This is a genomic window from Siminovitchia terrae (assembly GCF_003605405.2).
Taxonomy (GTDB): domain Bacteria; phylum Bacillota; class Bacilli; order Bacillales; family Bacillaceae_C; genus Siminovitchia; species Siminovitchia terrae.
This window is the reverse complement of sequence record NZ_QYTW02000002.1, coordinates 47,733-65,379: the sequence shown is the minus strand read 5'-3', so window position 1 is coordinate 65,379 and position 17,647 is coordinate 47,733. Positions and strand designations below refer to the sequence as shown.

The 17,647-nt window shown below is 42.8% G+C and carries 21 protein-coding genes; 1 reads left to right on the top strand and 20 read right to left on the bottom strand.

Annotated elements, in window-relative coordinates:
* Window positions 1-293: 293 nt before the first annotated feature.
* The 20 genes from D5F11_RS02715 to D5F11_RS02620 all read right to left on the bottom strand — a co-directional run bounded on the left by D5F11_RS02715 (window position 294) and on the right by D5F11_RS02620 (window position 16,845).
* Window positions 294-1,556, bottom strand: coding sequence for a serine hydroxymethyltransferase (locus D5F11_RS02715; RefSeq protein WP_120114834.1), 1,263 nt, complete (start codon window positions 1,554-1,556; stop codon window positions 294-296).
* Window positions 1,557-1,666: 110 nt separating this feature from the next.
* Entirely contained in the window at window positions 1,667-2,239 is a 573-nt protein-coding gene (locus tag D5F11_RS02710) for a TIGR01440 family protein (RefSeq protein WP_120114835.1), read from the bottom strand.
* A 26-nt stretch (window positions 2,240-2,265) separates the two neighbouring features.
* Window positions 2,266-2,712 (bottom strand): ribose 5-phosphate isomerase B, encoded by a 447-nt coding sequence (gene rpiB, locus D5F11_RS02705; protein ID WP_120114836.1) that lies wholly within the window; start codon window positions 2,710-2,712, stop codon window positions 2,266-2,268.
* Window positions 2,713-2,803: 91 nt separating this feature from the next.
* On the bottom strand, window positions 2,804-3,238 hold the full coding sequence (locus tag D5F11_RS02700) for a low molecular weight protein arginine phosphatase (RefSeq protein WP_120114837.1): 435 nt from the start codon (window positions 3,236-3,238) through the stop codon (window positions 2,804-2,806).
* A gap of 210 nt (window positions 3,239-3,448) precedes the next feature.
* Window positions 3,449-3,664, bottom strand: coding sequence for a hypothetical protein (locus tag D5F11_RS02695; protein WP_126646486.1), 216 nt, complete (start codon window positions 3,662-3,664; stop codon window positions 3,449-3,451).
* 74 nt (window positions 3,665-3,738) lie between these two features.
* Complete coding sequence (locus tag D5F11_RS02690; protein ID WP_120114838.1) at window positions 3,739-4,287, bottom strand: manganese efflux pump MntP; 549 nt, start codon at window positions 4,285-4,287, stop codon at window positions 3,739-3,741.
* Window positions 4,288-4,424: 137 nt separating this feature from the next.
* Window positions 4,425-5,483, bottom strand: a complete 1,059-nt coding sequence (locus tag D5F11_RS02685) for an L-threonylcarbamoyladenylate synthase (RefSeq protein ID WP_120114839.1) — start codon at window positions 5,481-5,483, stop codon at window positions 4,425-4,427.
* 223 nt (window positions 5,484-5,706) lie between these two features.
* Entirely contained in the window at window positions 5,707-5,916 is a 210-nt protein-coding gene (locus tag D5F11_RS02680) for a hypothetical protein (RefSeq protein ID WP_126646485.1), read from the bottom strand.
* A 40-nt stretch (window positions 5,917-5,956) separates the two neighbouring features.
* Window positions 5,957-6,670, bottom strand: coding sequence for a stage II sporulation protein R (gene spoIIR / locus D5F11_RS02675; protein WP_120114841.1), 714 nt, complete (start codon window positions 6,668-6,670; stop codon window positions 5,957-5,959).
* A gap of 54 nt (window positions 6,671-6,724) precedes the next feature.
* Window positions 6,725-7,600: a peptide chain release factor N(5)-glutamine methyltransferase gene (prmC, locus tag D5F11_RS02670; RefSeq protein ID WP_120114842.1), complete on the bottom strand. Its 876-nt coding sequence runs from the start codon at window positions 7,598-7,600 to the stop codon at window positions 6,725-6,727.
* A complete protein-coding gene (gene prfA, locus D5F11_RS02665) occupies window positions 7,601-8,671 on the bottom strand; it encodes a peptide chain release factor 1 (RefSeq protein ID WP_120114843.1) in 1,071 nt (356 codons plus the stop codon).
* Window positions 8,672-9,065: 394 nt separating this feature from the next.
* Entirely contained in the window at window positions 9,066-9,683 is a 618-nt protein-coding gene (locus D5F11_RS02660) for a thymidine kinase (RefSeq protein ID WP_120114844.1), read from the bottom strand.
* A gap of 117 nt (window positions 9,684-9,800) precedes the next feature.
* Window positions 9,801-10,001, bottom strand: coding sequence for a 50S ribosomal protein L31 (gene rpmE, locus D5F11_RS02655; RefSeq protein WP_018708415.1), 201 nt, complete (start codon window positions 9,999-10,001; stop codon window positions 9,801-9,803).
* 81 nt (window positions 10,002-10,082) lie between these two features.
* The gene (locus D5F11_RS02650; RefSeq protein WP_120114845.1) at window positions 10,083-10,277 is read right to left on the bottom strand and encodes a hypothetical protein; all 195 of its coding nucleotides are present in this window, start codon (window positions 10,275-10,277) and stop codon (window positions 10,083-10,085) included.
* A 57-nt stretch (window positions 10,278-10,334) separates the two neighbouring features.
* The gene (gene rho / locus D5F11_RS02645) at window positions 10,335-11,585 is read right to left on the bottom strand and encodes a transcription termination factor Rho (protein ID WP_120114881.1); all 1,251 of its coding nucleotides are present in this window, start codon (window positions 11,583-11,585) and stop codon (window positions 10,335-10,337) included.
* A gap of 438 nt (window positions 11,586-12,023) precedes the next feature.
* Entirely contained in the window at window positions 12,024-12,989 is a 966-nt protein-coding gene (gene glpX / locus D5F11_RS02640) for a class II fructose-bisphosphatase (RefSeq protein WP_120114846.1), read from the bottom strand.
* Window positions 12,990-13,116: 127 nt separating this feature from the next.
* Window positions 13,117-14,403, bottom strand: coding sequence for a UDP-N-acetylglucosamine 1-carboxyvinyltransferase (locus tag D5F11_RS02635; protein WP_120114847.1), 1,287 nt, complete (start codon window positions 14,401-14,403; stop codon window positions 13,117-13,119).
* A gap of 118 nt (window positions 14,404-14,521) precedes the next feature.
* Window positions 14,522-15,169, bottom strand: coding sequence for a fructose-6-phosphate aldolase (gene fsa, locus D5F11_RS02630; RefSeq protein WP_120114848.1), 648 nt, complete (start codon window positions 15,167-15,169; stop codon window positions 14,522-14,524).
* Between the two features lie 305 nt (window positions 15,170-15,474).
* Window positions 15,475-16,338 (bottom strand): class II fructose-1,6-bisphosphate aldolase, encoded by an 864-nt coding sequence (gene fba / locus D5F11_RS02625; RefSeq protein ID WP_120114849.1) that lies wholly within the window; start codon window positions 16,336-16,338, stop codon window positions 15,475-15,477.
* Window positions 16,339-16,461: 123 nt separating this feature from the next.
* On the bottom strand, window positions 16,462-16,845 hold the full coding sequence (locus D5F11_RS02620; RefSeq protein WP_120114850.1) for a response regulator: 384 nt from the start codon (window positions 16,843-16,845) through the stop codon (window positions 16,462-16,464).
* A gap of 223 nt (window positions 16,846-17,068) precedes the next feature.
* Between D5F11_RS02620 and D5F11_RS02615 the strand changes: the two genes are divergently transcribed.
* Entirely contained in the window at window positions 17,069-17,590 is a 522-nt protein-coding gene (locus D5F11_RS02615) for a DUF2529 family protein (protein ID WP_120114851.1), read from the top strand.
* The last annotated feature ends 57 nt before the right edge of the window (window positions 17,591-17,647 follow it).

Sequence of the window (17,647 nt, the reverse complement as noted above, 5' to 3'; positions counted from 1 at the left end):
GACGTCCTGTCGCCTCGCCTGCACTAGTACTTCCTGTACGTCGGAGCCAATGTTGACTTATCGTAGGAAAGCAGCTTACTTGGAGTACCTCGTGAGAGACTTCTTGAGTGAGCTTCATACAGCTTTGCGACGAGGTGAGGTTTACATCCTCGAATACTCTGCGCCGCAGGAGCACATTGGGCGCGAAGTCTGCTAGTCGATAGGCGCTGGAGCTACATGAATAACAAAAACAACGCCTGTATATTCAGTACATAAAAGAACAGCCTATCCTTTAGACAGACTGTTCATCAAAATTATTCATATAGAGGAAAGCGAGACGTGATCGCTTCAACCTTCTTGCTAGCTTCTTCCAGTTTCTCTTTATCATCGTGATTTTTCAGAACAAAAGCAATCAAAGATGCAATTTCATCCATTTCTTTCATTCCAAATCCACGTGATGTAACAGCCGCTGTTCCAATACGGACACCGCTTGTTACGAATGGACCTTCAGGGTCATAAGGGATTGTGTTTTTGTTTGCAGTGATCCCAACATCATCTAGAACTTTTTCCGCATCTTTTCCGGTTAATCCTAAAGAGCGTACGTCCAATAAAAGTAAATGGTTGTCCGTCCCGTCAGAAACAAGGTTCACGCCTTCCTTTTTAAGACTTTCGGCAAGTCTGTTTGCATTTTCTATAATGAGTTTGGCATAATCTTTGAAATCATCACGCAAAGCTTCTCCGAATGCAACAGCTTTTGCCGCAATGACGTGCATAAGCGGTCCACCCTGTAATCCTGGGAAAACAGACTTGTCAATCGCTTTTGCAAATTCCTCTTTACAAAGAATCATTCCACCACGTGGACCACGCAATGTTTTGTGTGTAGTTGTGGTGACAAAATCAGCATATGGTACCGGATTAGGATGAAGGCCTGCTGCCACAAGTCCCGCAATATGAGCCATATCCACCATAAAATAAGCCCCGACTTCGTCGGCAATTTCACGGAATTTCTCAAAATCAATGACTCTTGGATAAGCACTTGCACCCGCAACAATCAGCTTCGGCTTATGTTCAAGAGCTTTTTGGCGTACATCTTCGTAATTGATGCGATGGCTTTCTTTATCAACACCATATTCAACAAAGTTGTATTGTACCCCACTAAAGTTAACAGGGCTTCCATGGGTAAGGTGTCCGCCGTGTGACAAGTTCATGCCAAGCACAGTGTCTCCATGCTCAAGAATAGTAAAATAAACCGCCATGTTTGCTTGAGCTCCGGAATGCGGTTGTACGTTTACATGCTCAGCACCAAAAATTTGTTTCGCCCGGTCGCGTGCCAAGTCCTCAGCTATATCGACATACTCACAACCCCCGTAATAACGGCGGCCGGGATAGCCCTCAGCATATTTATTTGTCAAAACCGATCCTTGCGCTTCCATTACTGCTTTGCTGACAAAGTTCTCGGATGCAATCAACTCAATTTTCGCACGTTGCCTGTTCAATTCCTTTTGGATAGCTTCATAAATTTGCGGATCTTCTTGTGCGATAGCACTTAAAGTACTATTCTCACTCAGTTTGCTCATATTGCTCCCCCTCATCCTTTCGAGTTTCGCTTGTATTCGTTAATCGCTTATATTTTAACATGAAGGTGTGAATTTTCCAAACTTATTTTAACAAAAACGGAACATTATCATTAAGATGAGCAATGATCGTTCAGTTTTTGACTTTCATATACTGCTCTCGCCCCACCAATTAGCTTTGGCCGTGTCGTTGCAATCGTTACATGGGCGCCACCTATTGATTTTTGATTGACTCTTATAGGTACAGCTACATGCTTTAAATGCATTCCGATAAACGTATCACCTATATCAATACCCGCATCTGCCTTGATAAATTCAACAACAACCGGATCCTTCATTTGTGAATAAGCACAAGTAGCCATGGAACCGCCCGCTTTACGAACTGGAATAACCGTCACTTCTTCCCAGCCATTCTCTAAGGCAGTCTGCCTTTCAACGACCAAAGCACGATTTAAATGTTCGCAGCATTGAAAAGCAAGATGAACCTTTTTATCATCCGCAAACTTTTTCAATTCTTCATATAACATATTTGCCGGTTCCATCACTCCGGAAGTACCAATTTGTTGCCCGGCAATTTCAGATGTTGAACAGCCGATAACCAACACTTTTCCTTCTCCGATGGGCAGATTTTCCCTGCACTCGTCAAGAAGGGTACGCACTTCTTCCTGCCATTGTTCAATTGCCATTTAGAACTCCCCCTTGTTAATTAAGATTATCGTCTATCCGATTCATAATCTGTTATTTTTTGCACCCGCTTTTCATGACGGCCAGCTTCAAAGTCTGTCTTCAGCCAAGTTTTGGCAATTTCACGAGCTAATCCGGGGCCAATTACACGCTCACCCATCGCTAAAATATTGCTGTCATTATGAAGCCTGGTTGCCTTTGCACTAAACACATCATGTACAAGCGCACAACGAATTCCCTTCACCTTATTGGCAGCTATGCTCATTCCGATGCCGGTTCCACAAATTAGGATTCCTCGGTCACACTCCCCGCTTACTACTTTTTCCGCCACAGGAATCGCATAGTCAGGGTAATCTACGGAACAACTGTCTTCACAGCCTAGATCTTCATATTCAATGTTCATTTCATCCAGCAACTGGAGAATTTCCTTTCGGATGTTGACACCACCATGATCCGATGCAATTGCGACTTTCATGAAAGTTTTTCCTCCTTATTGTTCGTTACACGTTTCCTTCATTATAAAAGAAGAGTAGTCCAGTTACCATTTTGGAGCGCTAGGATTTTGACTAATCAAGCGAAAGCTTTTCAATCAAACTTTTCATCTCTTGAAATGTCTCCCGATATGTATGTATATTTCCACCGAAAGGGTCCACAATATCAATGTTGCCTTCAGGCCCCTTGACATACTCCTTCAAAGTGAAAATTTTATCGGCAGCTGCCGGATACTTGTCCATCAGCATTTCTTTATGTGCTCTCGTCATAGTAAATACATATGAAGCCGATTCCAAATCTTCCTCAACCAACTGTTTGGACCTATGCTCGAGCTGTATCTTATTTTCAGCCAAAACTCTCGATGCATTTTCTGCCGCCCGGCTGCCTTCGGCTGAAAATAAACCGGCGGACCTGGCAAAAGCATTCCCATTTTGGATATTGTTAAAAATCGCTTCAGCCATTGGGCTACGGCACGTATTACCAGTGCAAACAAACAGTATGTTTTTCATAGCTGCCCCCTCATAAAGTTTTCTATATATTATATCACTAAAAGAAGTTTCACTACCCAATCCTTAGATTGCCTAGAACAAGGTACAAGCAACAATCCAGACTGAAATGCCTTTAACTTCATTCAGCAGAAATCTCCCACTTCTGTAAGTGGTAAGATGAATGCCTATTGGTATTCATTCAGTGGGAGTTCAAACCCCGGCTGAATAAAGTCAAAGCCTCCGGCTGATGCCACAGATTTTCAGAGGAAATTCATCGAGCGGAGCTCGATAAAATCTGGGCGCAAATACGCCAAGGCGCATTTGATCCGGACTAAGGCAACAAGGCCCTGACCTGTCGCTTCTGCTTGTACCAGGTGTCACTAGGGCATCTATTTCGTCGAAGCTAGACGTATCATAATGTAATAAGATGCTATTAACATTATGCATTATATAGTTTCCTCAACGATAAAAAAGCTGTAATTAGACAGCTTCAGAAGTTTCAACATCATATATACGCATTTTCAGCCAATAAAAGCTAACTTGATACCAAAAACGATTAAAATAAAGCCACCAAGCAGTTCTCCGTAAAAACCGAGCCAGTTTTGTACTTTTCTCCCCAAAATAAGTCCGCTCCATGTTAATAAGGTGGAAACCGCTCCAAAAATAATCATCGCAGCAATCGCCCTTGCACCAAACATCCCCAAGCTTAACCCGGCGGAAAAGCTGTCTAGGCTTAGGACCATACTAAAAAAAATCAATCCCCACCCAATAGGTGTGACAATCGTTTGCTCATTGTTACGAAAACATGAAACAATCATCAAAACACCCATAACAACAAGGAGCATACCACCAATATAACCCGTAATTTTCCCGAAAGTCGTGGACAGTAGATGCCCCGTCATGATCCCCAAAAGGGGCATCGCCATATGAAACAGACCAATTGTTATCCCAATTGAAAATATTTGACGTAATCTAAGTTTAAAAATTCCCAGGCCAAGGGAAACAGAAAAAGCATCCATTCCCACCGCAAATGCCATGATTACTAATGTCACCAATTCAGGAACCATCATGGATAAATCTCCTTTCACCTCGGACGTGCCTATAAAAAATCATATGCGCCGAGATGAGAGAGTAGACATCCTGAAAGGGATTAATAACCATTATCGATGAAGTAAAAGCCGGATTTATTTGTCCGGCTTTCCAAAAATTATTTCTCCGTTTTCCCCTGCGTGACCCTTCTATGAGCAGCCGCTTTTTCAAGTCTGTTCATGATTGCTGCTCCCACTCCTTGAACCGGATAAACCTCCGCATATATCATATCAAGATTCTTTTCATCAAAGCTTCTTAATGCCTGATAAAGGGTATGCGCCACACTCTTTAAATTCGACCGGCTCCCACAAACAGCTACCACATCCGCATTGTAAAAGGAAGCCGATTCCTTAGGAGCAAGAACACCGACCTTTGTGCCTGAATTCCTCTTTTGATCGATCAGTTCTTGAATCCATTCCTTATCCCCGTCTGCTAAAAATAATGGTGCAGACGGTGCATAATGCCGGTATTTCATCCCGGGAGATTTAGGAGAAGACTCTGAATGTTGTAGAGCAGGATCCTGATCCACCTGCCCGATGACTCTTTCAATCTCTTCTTTGGACAAACCGCCGGGACGTAAAATGACCGGAACCTCTGGAGTACAGTCAAGGACTGTAGACTCCAGACCAACACCCGTGGGACCCCCATCAACTATACCTGCTATCAAGCCCTCCAAATCAGCCAAAACATGCGTTGCCATGGTGGGACTTGGTTTTCCGGACTTATTAGCGCTGGGAGCAGCAATAGGCACGCCCGCAGTGTGAATGAGTGCAAGCGCAACCGGATGATCCGGCATTCTCACAGCGACTGTATCGAGACCGGCGGTTACTAATGATGAAACAGCATTAGGTTTCCTTTTGAAAATCAAGGTCAACGGGCCTGGCCAAAATTCATCCATGAGCTTGATAGTCGTTTCCGGGATTTCTTTTGTCAATAAGTCAAGCTGGTCCACATTTGCTATGTGGACAATCAGTGGATTATCTGCGGGCCTTCCTTTTGCATCAAATATTTTTGCAACAGCCTTGTCCGTCAACGCGTTAGCACCTAAGCCATAAACTGTTTCTGTTGGGAAGGCCACAACTTCTCCTTCTTTTAAATAATGTGCAGCTTCCACAACCTGGGGATAAATATTTTTTATATCCACATCAATATCCACAGTCCAATAATTTGTCTTCATTTATTCCACCTCTTTTTAGCTAAAGACCCACCTTTATATAGGGGCATTTCTATCGTTATAGTTTTCAAGTCCAACCTTTGATGAATGAGTTATTAACAACTTGTGGATAGAATCGGGTAAAATGTGGGTAACTTCACGTGTTTTTGTGAATAACCGTTGAAGTTTCCCACAGTAAGCAAGAGTTCCAAGTACAGCATGCCGATTTTGCATTTAAGCTTAACTCTCACACTTTATTTTTACCATATAAAACAAAAAATCTCCCCTTCGAGAGATTCATTGTGTAATCAAATGCGCCTTGGCGTATTTGCGCCCAGATTTTATCGAGCTCTGCTCGATAAATTTCCTCTGAAAATCTGTGGCATCCGCCGGAGGCTTTGACTTTATTCAGCCGGGGTTTGAACCCTCTCTGATTGGAATACCAATAGGCATTCATCCCACCACTTACAGAAGTGGGAGACTTCTGCTGAATGAAGTTAAAGCAGCTCATCAAACAGTTCTTTCAGAAAAAATTTGACCTCTACTTCCTCTTCCTGCTCTCCTACGAATGCTGGAACAGGCACCTCAGTCTGTTCATCCTCTACGTACGATAAGCTTTCATCCTGCTCCATTTCTATATCAACAGCGTTATCCACATCTTCTTCAATCCCTTGACTTACCGCTGCACTGTTGGAAAAATCCAGGAAACAAAGCGGCGGAAAAAGTACACACCACCAGTTGGCCCCTTTTCCTTCACCAAGAGTGATTAAGACAGCTTCATATGTTCCGGCAGGATAAAGGTATTGCCCATATAATTTCGTCGGAAACTGAACATCCCCAAAATCGATGCTGACTGAATATGAAAGGCCGTGCTTTATAAGTTCGTTTTTCGCAATCTTTTCAAGTTCAGGAAGCCTTGAAGAAATCACATGCCGGGCCTCCTCAATAGAAGTCAATTGTTCCACCCACTCGTTAATCTGTTTATTCACAGCATCCCGGACAGCCCGTTTAACTTCCTGATCTTTTTCACTGTCACTGTTGGCAAGAATCCGAAGCCGGATCGCCTCTTCTGGAATAACCTGCACGTTTTCTGCTGCGGAGCTCTCTTGATCCGGAAAATAAAAGTTCATGACAGCTGCCAGCGAGAGAATCGCTATATATGCACTTGCAATGTATTTTTGATAGAATTTTTGTTTACTATTTTTTCTCATATTCCCCACCCGTCCCTTCACTAGGACAGTATGGACAATTTTTAAATCTTATAATCAATCAAATGATATTTTCTGTACTGCCATAGTGACAATACGCTCCCTACCGTTAATATCTCTTACAACGTCAATCTCCGCTTCTGGAAAACTTTTCTCCAGCAGCAGGCTCACATCCTTCCCCTGTCCGTCACCGATTTCAAAAACAACAAGGGATTGTTCCTTTAAAACATTTGGCAATTCAGATGCAAACCGCCGATAGAAATCCAGTCCATCTTCGCCCCCGAACAATGCCGAATGTGGTTCATGTTCGGAGACGACATCTGATAATTCATCATGGGCAGGAATATAAGGAGGGTTGGACACGATGATATCCAACTTCAGTCCATTATCAATAAACGGCTGGAGCAAATCTCCCTGTAAAAACTGAACTTCGGCGTTTAGGCATTCAGCATTTTTTTTAGCCGTCTGAAGTGCCCTTTCAGATAAATCAGATGCAAAAATAGACAGAACAGGCCTTTCCAATTTTAATGTTACAGCAATAGCACCGCTTCCTGTTCCAATATCCGCCGCTTTTAAGCCGGATAAAGATTTAAATGTTGTACCCAGCTTTTTTAATGCAGCCTCAATCAGCTCTTCCGTCTCGGGACGCGGAATCAGAACATCTTCATTTACAAGAAATTTTCTTCCGTAAAATTCTTCATATCCGATGATATGCTGGACAGGCTTGCCTGCTGCATGTTCCTTAACTGCTTCTTCAAAGCGATTCCATTCCTGCTCGGCAAGAGGCATTTTCTGTTCAGCAAGTAGTTTTGATCGACTCATGTTCAGTTGGGCTCTCAGTAAAATTTCACCGGCGTTAGCGTCTCTTCCATTTTCTATTAAAAAAGAAGAAGCCCAGGATAGGGCTTTGAATATAGTCCGTTCATTAGACAATTAATCTTCCACGCTTTCAAGCTTTTTGGATTGATCTTCAACAATCAGTGCATCAATGACTTCACCCAGCTTACCTTCCAAGATTTGATCCAGCTTCTGAATAGTCAAACCGATGCGATGGTCCGTCACACGATTCTGCGGAAAGTTATATGTCCGGATCCTTTCAGAACGGTCACCAGTTCCTACAGCGGATTTACGGTTTGCATCATATTCTTCTTGGGCCTCTTGCTGGAATTTATCATAAATGCGGGCACGAAGAACCTTCATCGCCTTTTCTTTATTCTTAATCTGAGACTTTTCATCCTGGCAGGAAACGACTATTCCAGTCGGAATATGAGTTAAACGTACGGCTGACATTGTCGTATTGACACTTTGTCCTCCAGGCCCACTGGAAGCGAACGTATCGACGCGAATATCTTTTTCATGTACATCTACTTCCACTTCCTCTGCTTCAGGAAGGACAGCTACCGTTGCTGTTGATGTATGGATGCGGCCGCCTGATTCTGTCTCTGGCACACGTTGCACCCTGTGTGCTCCATTTTCATATTTCAACCTTGAAAAAGCTCCATTTCCGTTGATAATGAAAATGATTTCTTTGAAACCACCCAGACCCGTAGAATGTTCTTCGATCACTTCCGTCTTCCATCCGTGGGCTTCTGCATATCTGCTGTACATCCGGTAAAGATCACCGGCGAACAAAGCCGCCTCATCTCCTCCAGCAGCTCCCCGAATCTCCATAATGACGTTTTTATCATCGTTTGGGTCTTTCGGGATCAAAAGAATTTTCAATCTTTCTTCATAATCCTTGATCCGGACTTCCAATTCATCAATCTCTTCCTTAACCATTTCGCGCATTTCGGGATCAAGCTTATCATCCAGCATTTCTTTGGCATCATCGTATTCTGATTTAGCCTCTTTGTACTCCCTATACACTTCAACCGTCTCTGCTATGGAAGATTGTTCTTTCGAAAATTCCCGGAGTTTTTCCGAATTGCTGACAACTTCAGGGTCGCTCAACAACTCATTTAATTTCTCATAACGGTCTTCCACCGATTGTAATCTATCGAACACAAGTCTTCACCTCAAAGTTTTTCCTTACATGCTCTTTTTATAGTACACTGACCACTTTCTGCAAAGCAAACTTTTTTGAAAAAGCACTTCGTTTTATTTTTGTAAGTATCAAATGCGCCTTGGCGTATTTGCGCCCAGATTTTATCGAGCTTAAGCTCGATAAATTTCCTCTGAAAATCTGTGGCATCCGCCGGAGGCTTTAACTTTATTCAGCCGGGGTTTGACCCCCTGCTGAATGAAATACCAACATGCATTCATCTTACCACTTACAGAAGTGGAGACTTTTTGGGAGACTTCTGCTGAATGAAGTTAAAACGTATTGGTTATTAACATGTGGATAAGACATTTTAAAAATAAAAACCCAGCGTTTCATCTGGATTTTTTTAAAGATCATCTATTCTTCACCTTTTACAGACTGTGCCAAATGCCTGCTCACTCCCGCAGGCACTTCATGATGGCGGCGGCACCTTGCCTCATATGCTTCAGAAGCTCCCACTAAAATAATTGGATCATCAAAACAAGCTGGCTCGCCGTTAATTAGACGCTGTGTCCGGCTGGCAGGTTCACCACAGACAACACAAACAGCTTGCAGCTTTGTCACGTATTCTGCCATAGACAGTAACCCGGGCATGGATCCAAAAGGCTCGCCACGGAAATCCTGATCCAACCCTGCTACAATAACTCTATGACCTGAGTTAGCTAACTGATTTACAACCTCTACAATTTTCCCATCAAAAAATTGTGCTTCATCAATTGCAATAACATCTACGTCAGCATGAACCCACTGAAAAATATCGACAGAGTTATCCACAGGTTGTGCCATAGCAGATAGCCCATTGTGGGAAACAACTTCATTAACACTGTAACGATCATCTAATTTCGGCTTGAATATCATCAAATTTTGCCGGGCATATTGCACCCTTCTGATCCGACGAATCAATTCTTCTGTTTTCCCGGAGAACATACTGCCACAAATCACTTCAATTGAGCCCTTTTGGTTGGAGATTTCCACTTATCCACACCTCTATCCATTTTTTTCGTAAGCCACTTCTCATTTGTCCACAAGTTCATAAATGAGTCCGGGCATAAAAAAACAGGCAAGTCGCCTTGCCCGTTTTTCAACGTATGATTATTTAAGTCCGTATTTCTTGTTAAAGCGATCAACACGTCCGTCCGCAGATGCGAATTTTTGACGGCCAGTGTAAAATGGATGGCAAGCTGAGCAAATTTCCACACGGATATTCTCTTTGACAGAGCCGCTTTCAAATTCGTTACCACATGCACATTTTACAGTTGCTTTTTTATATTCTGGATGGATTCCTGCTTTCATTACATTTCATCTCCTTAATGCCCTGAATCATTTGCTGAAACAGAGTTCTATATTACGATGCAGACATAAATCTGCAGTAATTCAAAAAAGCACATTTTTTATTATAACAAGGTGAAAGTAAAAATGCAATTCAAGCTCAACGAAATATTTATCAAATGCGCCTTGGCGTATTTGCGCCCAGATTTTGTCGAGCTCCGCTCGATAAAATCTGGGGCCTCCGCCGGAGGCTTTAACTTTATTCAGCCGGGATTTGACCCCCACTGAATAGAATACCAATAGGCTTTCATCTCACCACTTACAGAAGTGGGAGACTTCTGCTGAATGACGTTAAATCTACTTTGTAGTCAATGCTTCAAAGAACTCTTCGTTCGTCTTTGTTTGCTTCAGCTTACGCAGAAATTTCTCCGCAAAGTCAGGAGTGTCCGACATCGCTTTACGCAATTTCCACATTTTTTCAAGCCGATCTTTCGGTATAAGAAGCTCTTCCTTCCTTGTCCCAGAACGGCGAATATCGATGGCAGGGAAAATTCTTCTTTCGGCCAAAGAACGATCCAAATGCAGTTCCAAGTTCCCAGTTCCCTTGAACTCCTCGTAAATCACATCATCCATACGGGAACCCGTATCTACAAGGGCTGTCGCCAAAATAGTCAGGCTGCCACCCTCTTCAATATTTCTAGCGGCACCAAAAAATCGCTTTGGACGGTGAAATGCCGCTGGATCAATACCTCCGGAAAGCGTTCTTCCACTTGGAGGAATGACTAAATTATATGCGCGGGCAAGCCTTGTGATACTATCCATCAAAATGATCACATCTCGTTTGTGCTCTACTAGCCTCATGGCACGTTCAAGCACAAGTTCAGCCACTTTAATATGATTTTCCGGAACCTCATCGAATGTGGAGCTTACAACTTCCGCATCTACTGAGCGTTCAATGTCTGTAACTTCCTCAGGCCTTTCATCAATTAGCAATACAATCAATTCTGCTTCGGGATGATTTGTCGTAATTGAATTGGCGATCGATTTTAACAGCATTGTTTTACCGGCTTTCGGAGGAGCCACAATCAAGCCACGCTGTCCAAAACCAACCGGGGAAATAAGATCCATGATTCTAGTAGATAAGTTTGAAGGGGTCGTCTCCAGTTTAATCTGTCTATCTGGATACAACGGAGTTAATGCCGGGAAATGGACACGCTCTTTAGCACTTTCTGGATCATCTCCATTGACCGCCTCCACATGAAGCAATCCATAGTACCGTTCGTTTTCCTTAGGCGGTCGCACCTTTCCGGAAACCTTATCTCCATTGCGCAAATCGAAACGGCGAATCTGTGATGCCGAGATATAAATATCCTCAGAACTTGCCGTATAATTAATTGGCCTTAAGAAACCAAATCCTTCAGATTGAATGATCTCCAAGACTCCTTCCATGAAAAAGAAGCCTTCCTGCTCCGCACGAGCTTTTAAAATGGCAAATATCAATTCTTTTTTTGTAAGTTTGCTGTAATAGGAAACTTTGTATTCACGGGCAAGTTCATATAATTCTTTCAGTTTCATATCTTCTAATGAAGAGATGGTTAAACCAGCCATTTCTACACCACACTTTTTCAAATATTTTATTGTTTTTATACTAAATTCGCACACACTTGTTTTCATCCTGCTTTAATCTTCTTGTCTGTTAATCCTCTTGAAGTCGTTGATTGTAATATAACATTATGTTGAGAAAGTGGAAGGATTTTTTTGAGTGCATTTCACATGAAGAATAGGAAGAATGAGACCATGGCGTTGTGATCAAATGCGCCTTGGCGTATTTGCGCCCAGATTTTATCGAGCTTAAGCTCGATAAATTTCCTCTGAAAATCTGTGGCATCCGCCGGAGGCTTTAACTTTATTCAGCCGGGGTTTGACCCCCCACTGAATGGAATACCAATATGCATTCATCTCACCACTTATAGAAGTGGAAGATTTCTGCTGAATGAAATTACACAACTTAAAAGTCATGAAGGAGGGAATACATCCCTCCTAAAATTAAGATTCCACGACCATATTAGGTTTTTTGCTAAGACTGTGTCGGCCTTCGATAAAACGAATTGTTCCCGATTTAGCTCGCAAGACAATTGAATGAGTAGACCCGAAAGAGCCTTTAAATTGAACGCCTTTTAACAATTCGCCGTCTGTTACCCCAGTAGCGGCAAATATGGCGTCATCACCCTTCACCAAATCTTCCATTCGGAATACTTGATTGATATCAATATTCATTTTCTTGCATCGTTCCAATTCAGCGTCATTGGAAGGTACAAGCCTGCCTTGCAGTTCTCCACCAAGGCATTTGAGCGCAGCTGCGGCAATGACACCTTCAGGAGCTCCTCCTGTACCAAACAAAATATCAACACCTGTTTGATCAAAAGCAGTATTGATTGCTCCGGCTACGTCGCCATTATCAATCAATTTGATTCGAGCACCAGCCTCACGCAATTCAGCAATAATTTTTTCATGACGCGGGCGGTTCAACACAGTCGCCACGACATCTTCGATATTTTTATTTTTTGCCTTCGCCACTGCTATCAAATTATCTGTAACTGAGGCATTCAAGTCGATTTTCCCTACTGCTTCTGGACCAACAGCAATTTTTTCCATATACATATCTGGAGCATGAAGAAGATTCCCTGCATCAGCAATAGCAATAACAGACAGAGCATTCCATCCTCCGGAAGCCACTATTGATGTGCCTTCCAATGGGTCAACGGCTACGTCGACTTTCGGTCCTTGCCCAGTTCCAAGCTTTTCACCGATATAAAGCATTGGAGCCTCGTCCATTTCTCCTTCACCAATAACCACTGTCCCTTGCATCGGGATCGTATCAAAAACATTACGCATTGCAGTGGTAGCAGCATCATCTGCTTCATTTTTCATTCCGCGCCCCATCCATCTTGCAGATTTGAGCGCAGCTGCTTCTGTCACCCTTACGAGCTCCATAGTTAAACTTCTTTCCATTGACTTTCCTCCCGTCATTGGCAGCAATCTACTAGATTGCCCTGAAGTAAAAGTATATCATATTCTGCCATTTTCTGTATTGCATATAATTTGCCAATTAAGAAAAGTATATGGCTCGACATGGGGTTTAAGAGCTTTTTAGCTGTTCAATCTCTTGGTCCGTCAATTTTTCACGCCAAATGGTAGCGCCAAGACCATTTAATTTATCCACCAATCCGCTGTAGCCCCTGTCAATATGTTCAAGGCCGGTCACTTCGGTAATCCCTTCGGCCATTAACCCAGCGATAACGAGAGCAGCTCCCGCTCTAAGGTCAGATGCCTTGACTCTCGCCCCCTGAAGGACAGACGAGCCATTAACAATTGCAGAGCTTCCTTCCACCTTAATATTGGCATTCATCCTCCGCAATTCATCAATATGTTTGAAACGCGCGGAATAAATGGTATCAGTGACAATAGAAGATCCTTCTACTCTTGTCAACAAAGAAGTGAAAGGCTGTTGCAAGTCCGTTGGAAAACCCGGATATACGAGCGTTTTGACATCTACCGGCTTCAGTTTGTCACTTTTTCCGATAAAAACCTGTTCATCACTTGTTTCGACCGGGACACCCATTTCTCTTAATTTCGCCGTAAGAGACTCCAAATGATGCGGAATGACATTGTCGATCAATACGCCTTCTCCAATTGCCGAGCCTAAAATCATAAAAGTTCCTGCTTCAATTCTGTCAGGAATTATTGTATGCTGACATCCGTGCAGCCGCTCTACCCCATCTATCCGGATAACATCAGTTCCTGCTCCTTTTATTTTTGCCCCCATGTTTGTCAATAAGGTCGCTACATCAATAATTTCCGGCTCCTTGGCAGCATTCTCAATTACAGTTCGCCCTTCCGCCATTACAGCCGCCAACATGATATTGATCGTAGCTCCGACACTAACAACATCCAGGTAAATTCTGGCACCTTTCAATTCATCTGCCCGAAGGTATAAAGCTCCCTGTTCGTTAGTTACCTTTGCACCTAGAGCTTCAAACCCTTTAATATGCTGGTCGATTGGGCGTGGTCCCAAATGGCAACCCCCAGGCAATCCGATCACAGCCTTTTTAAAGCGCCCTAGCATAGCGCCCATCAAATAATAAGAGGCCCTCAGCTTTTTCACTTTTCCGTTCGGCAAAGGCATTGAAATCATTTTACTCGGGTCCACGTGCATAACATCGTTATCTAGCATAACCTTCCCGCCGATTTCTTCCAATAAGCCGCTCAACGAATCTACATCCGAAATGTCGGGTAGGCCCTCAATTCTCACAGGGGAATCTGCCAGAATGGTAGCTGGTATAAGTGCGACAGCACTGTTCTTTGCACCGCTCACTTTTATTGTTCCTTTTAACGGGTAACCGCCAGCAATCTTTAGCTTCTCCATCTTTGACTTCCTTTCACGCCTGTTAAGGTATCATTTTTTCAAAAAAGGCATTATACCCCTTATTATAAACAAATATTGGCGAAACATGTAGACTTCAGGATCTTAAACCACAAAATTATCACTTATTTTTTCTTGCTTCCCAATCACGGATAAAAGATTCAATTCCCCAATCTGTCAGTGGGTGTTTAAACAGCTGCACAAGCACTTTGTATGGAAGTGTTGCAATATGAGCACCATTTAAAGCGGCTTCTGTCACATGCTGCGGATGGCGGATGGATGCAGCAATGATTTGAGTATCTAGATTGTGGATTGAATAGATATCCGCAATTTCAGCAATGATCTCCGCACCGCTGTGCCCGATATCATCCAAACGGCCAATAAATGGAGAAACATAAGTAGCTCCTGCCCGAGCTGCAACAAGAGCCTGGTTGGAGTTAAAAATGAGCGTAACATTCGTCTTGATATTTTCTTTGGAAAGGATGTTTACAGCTTTCATCCCATCATGAGTCATGGGAATTTTGACCGTAATATTCGGAGCGATGGCTGCCAGTTCCATCCCCTCTTTGACCATCCCATCTGTGTCTAGCGCGAGTACTTCAGCACTAACGGAACCGGGAACAGCTTTGGTAATTTCTTTTAAACGCTCATGAAAAGAAACATCCTCTTTCGCCACCAATGACGGATTTGTTGTAACTCCGTCGATGATTCCAAATTCAATCGCTTTCTCTATTTCATCAAGATTGGCAGTATCTAGAAAAAACTTCAATGGATACAACTCCTTTTTGTAGTATTGTCTAGCTTCAGGCGCCATCCGCTTTTCTTTTATTGTCTAGCTTCGATGGCTAGGCGCCTTGCGCTTTTCTGTATATAACATGGAAACCGCCAAGTAAGCCAGGCGGTTTCATTGTTCTCTATTTCTATAGTTTTTATAAATCAAATACTGGCGTTTACGCTTTTCCACTGTCCAGCTCCAACGCCTAGCCCCTCGAGGTCATAAGCTGATTCCCTGTGGCGGCTGAAGAACTGCCTCCTCGGGAATCGTCTTATGCTTGTCGGGGCTGAGCAAGGCGTTTACGCTTTTCCTGAAGATCCGAAATCTCTCATTTTTCCAATGACAGTTTCTTTGATCGCTTCCCTTGCAGGACCCAAAAACTTACGAGGATCATACATTTCAGGATTTTCTGCGAGCACTTCACGCACACGCTTCGAGGAAGATATCTGGTTCTCCGTATTTACGTTAATTTTAGCTGTTCCCAGGGAAATCGCTCTTTGAATATCTTTAAGCGGAATGCCTGTTCCACCATGAAGAACTAGCGGTACACCTGTTAATTTCATGACTTCTTCCATACGGTCGAAACCAAGATTAGGCTCGCCTTTGTATGGTCCATGAACAGAACCGAGAGCAGGCGCGAAGCAGTCCACATTCGTTTCTCTTACGAGGCGGTCACATTCTTCGGGAATTGCATAAGATGCTTCAGCATCGTCCACTGTCAGGTCATCCTCTTGGCCGCCTATTCTTCCTAGTTCAGCTTCTACTGAAACACCAAACATATGCGCAAGTTCGACCACTTTCTTTGTCAGTTCGATGTTTTCTTCAAGTGGTAGATGAGAACCATCAATCATGACAGAGGTGAAACCTGCATGTATGGCTTTAGCGCACATTTCGAAGCTGGATCCATGGTCAAGATGAATCGCTACTGGGACTGTTACCCCGTATTCTTCCATAAGTGCTTCAACCATGCGTACTGTTAGTTTGAAGCCGCCCATGTAACGAGCCGCACCTTCCGAAACCCCCAAAATAACAGGTGATTTCTCTGTCTGGGCCGCCTGCAGAATGGCCTGCGTAAATTCCAGGTTGTTCAAATTAAATTGGCCAACCGCGTATTTTCCTTCATTTGCTTTATGTAACATCTCTCTCATTGATACTAAAGGCAAAATCTTTTCCTCCTTTAAATATTGGGCTACCCCAATAGAAGCCTCAGTCGTTTTTTTGCAGTATCATCATATCAAATTATTTACTACAATACCAACGATGGAGTATTTTTTGAAGTTCATGTTTTATGTAGTTGCCTGATCTGAATTAACCCTTAAATAATTCTTTACAGCTGAACGGATTTCTTCGATATCAAACGGCTTTGAAAAATGCGCGAGCGCTCCCAATTTTTTCGTTTGTTCAATAAGATCCAGCTCGCCGTATGCTGTCATGATAATGACCTTGATATCGGAATTAATTTCTTTCATTTTTTTCAATATTTCAAGGCCATCCATTCCCGGAATCTTCATATCCAATAAAACAAGGTCCGGAGCATACTGCTCTGTCACACTCAACGCCTGCAAACCATTTGCAGCTTGAAAAATTTCATAGCCCTCTTTTTGTAAAACCTCATTTAATAAAGTCCGTATCCCAAATTGATCATCGACTATTAACACTTTTTCTCTCAATGCTATCCCCCCTTTATTAAATTGCTATTCTAACAACCACCTCAAAAACTTTCAGCTTTAACTTTTCAAATTTTGTTTGTCGTTATATCCTTTCGCTGTCCGATGCCTTATTTCCTTCTAAAGATATATATCCTTTCCACCTTCTCCCACTGTCTCTTTCTTTTTTTCCCAAGTCCAGACATCTATAATAAGTTATAGACGCTTGATGAAAGGAAGTTATTTCATGTTAAAAATGTTATCAACCCAACTGACCGGGCTGTTTTTGAAACTAAAAGAAAAAGAAGAATTAGCCTTGGAAGATGGGGCAAGACTATTAGCCCAGGCTCCTGCAGGTGAAGGTAAAATATATTTTAAAGGCTTCAACGAAATGGAAGGAGTTATTCTTGAAGCCATAGAAGGGGCCGAACCTATGATGCATGCGGAAACACTGGATCAAACGAATGCGCTGACTCATACGGACCGTGTCATTGTCTTTTCTCGCTTTTCCGACACTCCGGAAGCAGTCTCCCTCGGCCAAGAACTTATGGAAAAAGGCATTCCTTTTGTTTCCGTTTCAGCTGCAAAGAATGAGGCAAAAGAGGATTTGACTGATTTGGCCGATATTCATATTGACACGCATGTTATCAGGGCCATCCTTCCAGCTGACGATGGAAAGAGAGTGGTTTTCCCATCCCTAATCGCCGCCCTTTATATTTACCACATATTGAAATTAACTATAGATGAAATTATTTTGGAAAATGAATAAAACTGCCCAGTCCTTTGGGCAGTTTTATTTTAAAGATGCGAATAGCTTTTTAGACAT

What these genes read in the sequence shown, in the direction of transcription:
- D5F11_RS02685 (WP_120114839.1), bottom strand. Translation starts at nt 5,483, where the DNA reads ATGAAGACAAATTATTGGACTGTGGATATTGATGTGGATATAAAAAAT.
- D5F11_RS02700 (WP_120114837.1), bottom strand. Translation starts at nt 3,238, where the DNA reads ATGAAAAACATACTGTTTGTTTGCACTGGTAATACGTGCCGTAGCCCA.
- D5F11_RS02680 (WP_126646485.1), bottom strand. Translation starts at nt 5,916, where the DNA reads ATGAATGCCTATTGGTATTCCAATCAGAGAGGGTTCAAACCCCGGCTG.
- D5F11_RS02715 (WP_120114834.1), bottom strand. Translation starts at nt 1,556, where the DNA reads ATGAGCAAACTGAGTGAGAATAGTACTTTAAGTGCTATCGCACAAGAA.
- spoIIR (WP_120114841.1), bottom strand. Translation starts at nt 6,670, where the DNA reads ATGAGAAAAAATAGTAAACAAAAATTCTATCAAAAATACATTGCAAGT.
- D5F11_RS02615 (WP_120114851.1), top strand. Translation starts at nt 17,069, where the DNA reads ATGTTAAAAATGTTATCAACCCAACTGACCGGGCTGTTTTTGAAACTA.
- rpiB (WP_120114836.1), bottom strand. Translation starts at nt 2,712, where the DNA reads ATGAAAGTCGCAATTGCATCGGATCATGGTGGTGTCAACATCCGAAAG.
- D5F11_RS02695 (WP_126646486.1), bottom strand. Translation starts at nt 3,664, where the DNA reads ATGCATAATGTTAATAGCATCTTATTACATTATGATACGTCTAGCTTC.
- rho (WP_120114881.1), bottom strand. Translation starts at nt 11,585, where the DNA reads ATGGCTGGTTTAACCATCTCTTCATTAGAAGATATGAAACTGAAAGAA.
- D5F11_RS02690 (WP_120114838.1), bottom strand. Translation starts at nt 4,287, where the DNA reads ATGATGGTTCCTGAATTGGTGACATTAGTAATCATGGCATTTGCGGTG.
- D5F11_RS02635 (WP_120114847.1), bottom strand. Translation starts at nt 14,403, where the DNA reads ATGGAGAAGCTAAAGATTGCTGGCGGTTACCCGTTAAAAGGAACAATA.
- glpX (WP_120114846.1), bottom strand. Translation starts at nt 12,989, where the DNA reads ATGGAAAGAAGTTTAACTATGGAGCTCGTAAGGGTGACAGAAGCAGCT.
- D5F11_RS02710 (WP_120114835.1), bottom strand. Translation starts at nt 2,239, where the DNA reads ATGGCAATTGAACAATGGCAGGAAGAAGTGCGTACCCTTCTTGACGAG.
- rpmE (WP_018708415.1), bottom strand. Translation starts at nt 10,001, where the DNA reads ATGAAAGCAGGAATCCATCCAGAATATAAAAAAGCAACTGTAAAATGT.